A 7,598-nucleotide genomic window follows, 5' to 3' on the forward strand; every position below is an offset into this window, starting at 1 on the left:
CAGCCATTGAGGTGTATAGTGACAAAAGGCCGCTACAGACTTGTAATCGCCGTGCTGCTGTTTGCGCTTGGAATGATCAATTATACTGATCGTGCCGCTGTCGGCATTCTGGCACCTCAAATACAGCGTGATCTTCACATCACACCTTCACAGCTGGGTTGGGTGTTCAGCGCCTTCTTTTTTAGCTACGCAATATTCGCCTTTCTGGGCGGCTACCTGTCTGACAAATTCGGGCCAAAGCGCACTTTTGGCGTTGCCGTCGTGAGTTGGTCGGTTTTCTGCTCACTGACCGGAGCGGTCGCAACGCTATTCCCGCTTATTATCGTGCGTCTGTTCTTTGGTGCTTCTGAAGGGCCGATGAACTCCACCACCAACCGAATGGTCACAAACTGGTTTCCCAGAAAAGAAACGGCCCGCGCTCTGGGCTTCACGCTTTCGGGACAGAACCTCGGAAGTGCGGTCGCGGCGCCACTGGTGATTTCTCTGGGTTATTTCTTTGGGTGGCGGCTGGCATTCGTTGTGCTTGGCGCAATCGGTATTCTCTGGTGCGTCCTGTGGCTCAGTTTTGCATCCGATCGTCCCGCGGAAAGCCTCCACGTCACCCCCGAAGAACTGGCGCATATCACGTCTGACCGCTCGGAAGCCATCCTGCCAAAAGGAAGCGCGCCTCTGAGGCATTACATTCTTCGGAAATCCACCTGGGGTCTGGCTCTCGGGCTGTTTGCCCTTCTTTACCCCCTCTATATTTTTGTTTCCTGGATGCCCAGCTACTTCACGAATGTCATGCATGTCACGCCAGCAGGGCTTTCCGTTGCAGCAGGCGTTCCGTGGATTGGCGGATTTCTTGGATATTTCCTCGGCGGGTTTATTTCAGACCTGTTTTTTAAGCGGAGCGAAAACGGACTGAAGGCCCGCAAAACAACCACTATCGTGCCCCTTCTTCTGGCCACGGTCACCCTTTCCGCTATCCCCAGTGTTCAATCCGTAACCGCAGCTGTGGCACTTTTCACGTTATCGCTGTTCGCCCTGTCGATGGCGACCCAGTCGCTCTGGGCCATGATCCATGAAGTCACACCCGTCATCTATATGGGTACCGTCGGCGGTTTCATCCATTTCCTTGCCAACATGTCAGGCGTCATTGCCCCTGCCCTGACAGGCTACGTTATCGAGCACGCCGCCAGCGGATATGCGTCCGCCTTCTGGATCGCAGCAGCCGTAGGCCTTTTTGGGGTCCTGAGCATCCTCTTGCTGGTGCATAACAGGCGAATTCCTTCGCACGCCCACAGTTCGTCGGTGGCACCTCTGACAACAGGGCGTTCATGATGCGCAAGATCTCAAATTCCTGCGCCACCACAGTGGCTGTATGCCTTGTGGCGTGTTCAGCTCTCACCGCACTGGTGTCCCTGCTGCCCAAGGCCCACGCTGCGGACGGGACACTCGTCGAAAAAGGCCGATATATTGCGACAGCCGCCGATTGTCTGGCCTGTCATACCGCACCTGGTGGCAAACCCTTTGCGGGTGGCTACCCGATCATAACGCCTGTCGGAACAATCTATTCGACCAATATCACACCCGCCCCGAAGACCGGCATAGGCGACTACACAAAGGCAGAGTTCTTCAATGCCGTACGCCTCGGGATCGGACACAACGGCAAACGGCTCTACCCGGCCATGCCATATACCTCCTACGCTGCCGTCACGGATGACGATATGGAGGCGCTATACGCCTTCTTCAGATCGGGGGTTGCGCCTGTCGAACAGGAAAACAGGTCCGGTAATGTCCGTTTTCCATTCAGCATCCGCTCGGGCATGATGCTGTGGAACTGGCTTTATCTTGATACACGCACCTTCCAGCCACGGCCCGGAGAAACACCACAAATCGCGCGTGGCCGCTATCTAGTCGATCATCTTGAACATTGCGGCACATGCCACACACCGCGCACTCTCTTCATGGGTCCGGCGAGTGGACGTTCTCTGTCGGGCTCGGTCGTCGGTGCGTGGTATGCTCCCAATATCACGACCGACAAGATCGCCGGCATCGCCGAGTGGACAGACAGCGATCTCAGGAATTACCTGAAATCCGGCCACGCTCTGAATAAAGGCCAAGCGGCAGGTCCAATGGCGGAAGTCGTCACGAACAGCACCCAGCTCCTCACCTCAGACGACATTGATGCAATAATCGCATATCTGCGAGACGTTCCCGCGATTGCAAGCTCCGAAAAACGGTCCCGGACGTCTTATGAAGGCGCCGGTCGCCCCGAAGAAGTGGCCCGAGGACAGATAAACCCTGAAGACAGGGGTTGGAAAATTTTCAGTGGTTCCTGCGCCTCATGCCATCAGGCGCAGGGACAGGGCGTCAACGCCTACCCCTCCCTGACGCACAACTCTGCCACCGGCAGCTCCAACGCCCGTAACCTTGTGGCGACCATCCTGACCGGCGTCGAGAGGCAAACCGGTGAGACTGCGGTCTTCATGCCGGCGTTCGGCTCCGGGGCGCTCTGGGTCAACCGTCTCTCGGACCAGGACATCGCAGATGTCAGCAATTTCATTCTGAAGACGTTCGGCAACCCATCGGTGCAGATCGACGCACGCTATGTCGCGAAACGCCGGACAGAGCTTACACCATGATCTTATATTTTGTCTGCTTGTGGAGCGCTAAACTATGAAACCGCAATCTCGCGTCCCAACTGCTTTATGTGAGGTGCCCAGACGCAGACTTCTGCTTGGCGGTCTGGCGTTTGGCAGTATGAGTCTTCTTGCATCCCACGCGCTGACCAACACGCCCAAAGCCTCGGATATTACGGATTTTCTTATACTTTCCGAGTTTCTGACAGGCAGGAAGAACCTGAGCGTCATCTTGGCACGGCGATATTATCTTGGCTTGCAGGAGCAGTTCCCGGACCTGACAGTCAGGATCGCGAATTTGTCCCGGGATATTCATGCCTCGGGAGCCCAGACCATGGACGATTACCTGAGTCAGGGCCCTAGCCCCGAAGCTCGAGGTACCGCAACAACCGTCGTCTCCGCATGGTATCTCGGCGTAATAGGTCAGGATGCGAAAAAGCAAATGATCGCCTATTCCGATGCCCTGATGTTTCAGGCTGTCGCAGGAGCCCTTGTCGTTCCCTCTTACGGCGCCGGCCCCCTTGCATGGGGCAACCGTCCCAAACCTTACATGACATTCAAGGGAGAGTCAGATGAGCAGTGAAACCCTGCATGCGGACGTTGTCATTGTCGGCTCCGGCGTCTGTGGCGCCCTGATCGGCGCTCAACTAGCAAAAGCTGGGAAATCCGTTCTCATTCTTGAAGCCGGACCGCGAGTCAAGCGTCGCGACATTGTCGAAACCTACCGCGACGCTCCCGTCAAACTGTCTCTGGCAAACATGAAGCTTCAGGGAGCAGGATCGCCGTTTCCAAGCCTTCCTCACGCGCCATCCACTTATGGCGACTATCTGGAACAGAACGGGCCGGTCAAATACAATACGAGTTACCTCCGGGTCGTCGGTGGCACGACATGGCATTTTGGCTCTGCATTCTGGAGACTACTGCCCAGCGAATTCAAGCTCAATTCGCTATATGGTCGCGGTCGGGACTGGCCGATTGGCTATGACGACCTCGAAAAATACTATGGTCTGGCTGAACTGGAACTGGGCGTCAGCGGAACGGATGATCAGGACGAAAGCGGGGCTGGCGGAAATCCTTCCCCTACACGCGCATCGCCCTATCCCATGAAGCAGCTCCCTCTGACTTACATGTTCAAAACCCTAGCCGAAAAACTGTCCGCCGGAGGATATCACCCGGTCTGGGAGCCCCATGGCCGGGCGACGCGTCCCTATAATCAAAGACCGGTCTGCGCAGGAAACAACAACTGCAACCCGGTCTGTCCCATCGGCGCGAAATATGATGGTTCGATGCATTGCGACATCGCCGAAAGCCGGGGGGCGACCATCATGCCGAACGCTGTTGTCTACAGACTTGAAGACGATGATACGGGACGGATTCAGGCGCTGTGGTTCAAACGTCCTGACGGTTCAGAACACAAGGTCACTGCCAAGGTTTTCGTCGTTGCCGCCCATACGATTGAAACACCCAAGCTCCTTCTGATGTCCAAAACACGACATTCTCCAAACGGAATTGCAAACAGTTCGGACATGGTCGGTCGTAACCTCATGGATACCACCGGCATCAGCGTCACCATGAAAACCCGTGACCCGATGTGGCCCGGACAGGGACCGACAGAACTGCTGGTCTTCAATAAGCGCGAAGGCGATTTTCGCCGTAACGCTGCCCAGTACAAGATCAAAGTCCGGAATACGACTCCGGTATCCCAATATGCTGCTACCCTCCTAGAACAGGGCGTTCTGGGCACGGAACTCGATCGAAGAATTCAGGAACTTTCTGCTCACACACTCGCTTGGGCCGTAGACTTTGAAGTTCTCCCCAATCCCGCCAATCGTGTAACACTAAGCACGAAGAAATTCGATGCTTTGGGACTGCCCGTCCCCTCACTCTACTACAATCTCGACGATTACTGGCATGCGGGCACTGAACTCGCCATGAAGGATCTCAACAGATTCACGCAACTTCTTGATGCGGAAATCATCAAGACAAACATGAAATTCGAAAATCGTCAGCACCCATCCGGGACGACAATTATGGGAGATAATCCCAAGGATTCTGTGGTGAATCGCGACTGTCGCGCTCACGATCATCCCAACCTATACATTGCAGGAACGAGCGTAATGTCCGCTAGTACATGTATGAACCCTACCCTCACGGCTGCAGCTTTATCTATGCGAATAGCGGAAAGAATACAGAGAGAAGTTTGAACATTTGAAAGTAGCGAAATTGAAGAATGGTTGATTGATGAGCTGCGGCGTTAGTCTCAGAACCCATTGATACGTGTGTGGAAACCTGTTTTAAATTTTGCGAGGAGACTGGAAATTTGGTGTTTGCGACGTGCGGGAGGTCTGGCGTCAACTATGCCGGGAAAACGTCTCGGTTGCACGTTGCACAGTCGCGTGGCTAATGCGCGACCGCGGCCTGCAGGGTCTGATCCGCGGCAAGCCGAGGCGCAAGACGAGCAGTGACACGAACGCCCCTGTCCGCTCGGCCGTGTGAACCAACAGTTCAAAGTGCTGGCGCCGAACCGGCTATGGGTGTCAGGCTTTACTTATGTCGCCACTTGAGCCGGGCGTGCTGGTTTCGTGCTCAATGCCTTGGAGTAGGCGATCCATACCCGTTGCCCGTTAGGCAGTTCCATACTGGTGCGGCATTCGGATCGTGGTTCTCAATAGGTCGCCATTTGCTACACGGAGCGTCTGGCGGAGACCATCAATGGCCCGTTCAAGACTGAGGTAATCCCTAAGTTTTTGGTCCCGTGTTTTGATGGTGTGATATTTTCACGAGAGTGAAAGGAAGGCTTATGGAATAGATACGTCATGGCAGCGCCACAACCACCCAGGCCGTGCGACCAGCAATACGGCGACCTCAGGCTTCGCTCGCGGCGTTGAGCAAGAAGTTCGGGATCAACCCGAAAAACAATTGCAAAATCGCGGAAGCGACAGACTGTTGAAGATCAGAAATCTGGCCCTGAAGAGCCACAGTCGATAAGTTTGACAGAAACTCAGGAAGCCTTGGCAGTCGCTTTTCGCCGGTATACTTTACCGCCGCTGCTGGCTGCCGTTATGCCTTGCAGGCCAGCATTCCCAATCTGACCGTTCGGCCGTGCATCGCTCCTTTCAGCGTCAGGATAGCTCACGGTTGCCGTCTATCGAGGGAGACAAGCCCAAACGCTGTTCCATCGGTTTTTTTACATCTATATTACCAAAATCCAGACCACGTAGAGTAGGCTGCACCTCTTCATTGCCTTCGACAGGACAATCAAGGAAGCAACCGTCAAACGATTCGATTACGACAGTCTTGAGTGTTGATTTTCACTAAGAACGGACCCTGGGAGAGTGGAAATTTTCATTAAGAATTGACCCATGCCTGACACTGCTCCCGACGCATGAGCGCGGGAGGCGAAGGAGTGATCAGCATGGACTTGTTGAGTGTAATCCGCCGTTGGCACTATCGGGATCGTCTGCCGATCCGTGAGATTGAGCGCCGGACGCACCTGTCGCGAAATACGATCCGCAAATATCTTCGATCCGAAACGCTTGAGCCGGTTTTTGCGTGCGCTGTCCGGATGAGCAAGCAGGACCCGTTTGCACAAAAGCTGACGAACTGGCTGATGCTTGAGGCTTCAAAGTCGCGCAAACATAAACGCACAGGGCGCCGCTTTCATGCGGATTTTGTAGCGCTTGGCTACACGGGGTCGTATGGCCGGGTTGCCGCCTTCATAAGAGATTGGAAAGCCGAGCAGCAGAAGGTGAAACAGACGACGGGGCGTGGCGTGTTCGTGCCCCTGAGCTTTCAGCCAGGCGAAGCCTTCCAGTTCGACTGGGGTGAAGACTGGGCGGTTATTGGGGGACGGCGGATCAAACTGCAGGTTGCCCACACCAAGCTTTGCTATAGCCGTGCCTTCATTTTGCGGGCCTATCCACTCCAGACGCATGAAATACTGTTCGATGCCCTGACAGAGGCTTTCCGCGTTCTGGGAGGCGTTCCCCGCAGAGGTATTTTCGACAACATGAAAACAGCGGTGGATCGTATCGGGCAGGGCAAAGCCCGTCAGGTCAATCTGCGTTTTTCTGCCCTGGTCTGCCATTATCTCTTCGAGGCGGAATTCTGTAATCCGGCCGCGGGCTGGGAGAAAAGACAGATCGAGAAGACCGTTCAGGACGCGCGGCGGCAGATCTGGCAGGAAATGCCGAATTTTCCAGACCTGACAGCTTTGAATGCCTGGCTTGAGACGCGTTGCCTGGAGCAGTGGATCAGCCTGCGTCATGTCGAACTGCCTGGCAATGTCGCCGCGGCGCATGCGGCGGAGATGCCTCACCTGATGGTGCCGGAACGGGCATTTGACGGGTTTGTCGGGCACACCAAGCGTGTATCGCCGACCTGCCTCATTCAGTTCGAGAGCAATCGTTACAGCGTGCCGGCGTCCTTTGCTAATCGGCCTGTCAGTCTGCGCGTCTATCCCGAGCGGCTGGTCGTTGCAGCCGAAGGCAAAGTGCTTTGCGAGCACTCCCGGATCGTGACGCGCTTCCATGGACTGCCTGGACGAACTGGTCGCTGAAACCCATCTGGCCTCGTTAGGTGCCGAGAGCAAGCTGAAGGCATATTTCCAGAGAGAGAACGTGACCAAGGGTGTTGTGACAGGGCCTATCAGCGGTCAGATCCGTCGCATCCGCCGGGGAGTGTATCGCACCTTAACAACTGAAGACGTTATAGCCCGATATGAGGCCGCTCGGGCGGCAGATATCAACCTGGAGGAAATCGCGCAGTCAGCACCGCACAAGCGACCCCCTCGTCCTTGAAGAACGGCGACTTTGAGACCACCACCCAGATGCTTCTTAAGCCGAACGGCATTCCAGGGGGCAGGGTCAGTCCGCGCAGCGATCGAATGGCGCTGTCGGATGCTGCCGGCAAGCCGCTGCTCATTCTGGGGCGGATGTAGGCCGGCCGGTGGGGCACCGAGATGGCGCAACTCAG

General features: G+C 55.6%; 5 protein-coding genes and 3 pseudogenes. All 8 read left to right on the forward strand.

Annotation, left to right across the window (positions count from 1 at the left end; all coding sequences use genetic code 11):
* Positions 1-18: 18 nt before the first annotated feature.
* Positions 19-1,323 carry an MFS transporter gene (locus GJA01_RS13375; RefSeq protein ID WP_099282441.1) on the forward strand — a complete coding sequence of 435 codons (1,305 nt, stop codon included), beginning with the start codon at positions 19-21 and terminating at the stop codon, positions 1,321-1,323.
* Entirely contained in the window at positions 1,320-2,627 is a 1,308-nt protein-coding gene (locus GJA01_RS13380) for a cytochrome c (RefSeq protein ID WP_082785219.1), read from the forward strand. The genes GJA01_RS13375 and GJA01_RS13380 overlap by 4 nt, the downstream gene beginning before the upstream one ends.
* A 34-nt stretch (positions 2,628-2,661) precedes the next feature.
* Positions 2,662-3,207 (forward strand): sugar dehydrogenase complex small subunit, encoded by a 546-nt coding sequence (locus tag GJA01_RS13385; protein WP_082785218.1) that lies wholly within the window; start codon positions 2,662-2,664, stop codon positions 3,205-3,207.
* Entirely contained in the window at positions 3,197-4,828 is a 1,632-nt protein-coding gene (locus GJA01_RS13390) for a GMC family oxidoreductase (protein WP_062502768.1), read from the forward strand. The genes GJA01_RS13385 and GJA01_RS13390 overlap by 11 nt, the downstream gene beginning before the upstream one ends.
* A gap of 115 nt (positions 4,829-4,943) precedes the next feature.
* Positions 4,944-5,362: pseudogene (locus GJA01_RS15655) on the forward strand (IS3 family transposase); the annotation flags it as partial.
* Positions 5,363-5,433: 71 nt separating this feature from the next.
* Positions 5,434-5,842: pseudogene (locus tag GJA01_RS15660) on the forward strand (IS481 family transposase); the annotation flags it as partial.
* 197 nt (positions 5,843-6,039) lie between these two features.
* Positions 6,040-7,173: pseudogene (gene istA, locus GJA01_RS13405) on the forward strand (IS21 family transposase); the annotation flags it as partial.
* The gene (locus GJA01_RS13410; protein WP_062502767.1) at positions 7,154-7,423 is read left to right on the forward strand and encodes a hypothetical protein; all 270 of its coding nucleotides are present in this window, start codon (positions 7,154-7,156) and stop codon (positions 7,421-7,423) included. The pseudogene istA and the gene GJA01_RS13410, both read left to right, overlap by 20 nt.
* Positions 7,424-7,598: the final 175 nt, after the last annotated feature.

Origin of the sequence: Gluconobacter japonicus (genome assembly GCF_002723975.1) — a bacterium.
Lineage (GTDB): Bacteria > Pseudomonadota > Alphaproteobacteria > Acetobacterales > Acetobacteraceae > Gluconobacter > Gluconobacter japonicus.

What these genes read in the sequence shown, in the direction of transcription:
- GJA01_RS13380 (WP_082785219.1), top strand. Translation starts at nt 1,320, where the DNA reads ATGATGCGCAAGATCTCAAATTCCTGCGCCACCACAGTGGCTGTATGC.
- GJA01_RS13385 (WP_082785218.1), top strand. Translation starts at nt 2,662, where the DNA reads ATGAAACCGCAATCTCGCGTCCCAACTGCTTTATGTGAGGTGCCCAGA.
- GJA01_RS13390 (WP_062502768.1), top strand. Translation starts at nt 3,197, where the DNA reads ATGAGCAGTGAAACCCTGCATGCGGACGTTGTCATTGTCGGCTCCGGC.
- GJA01_RS13410 (WP_062502767.1), top strand. Translation starts at nt 7,154, where the DNA reads ATGGACTGCCTGGACGAACTGGTCGCTGAAACCCATCTGGCCTCGTTA.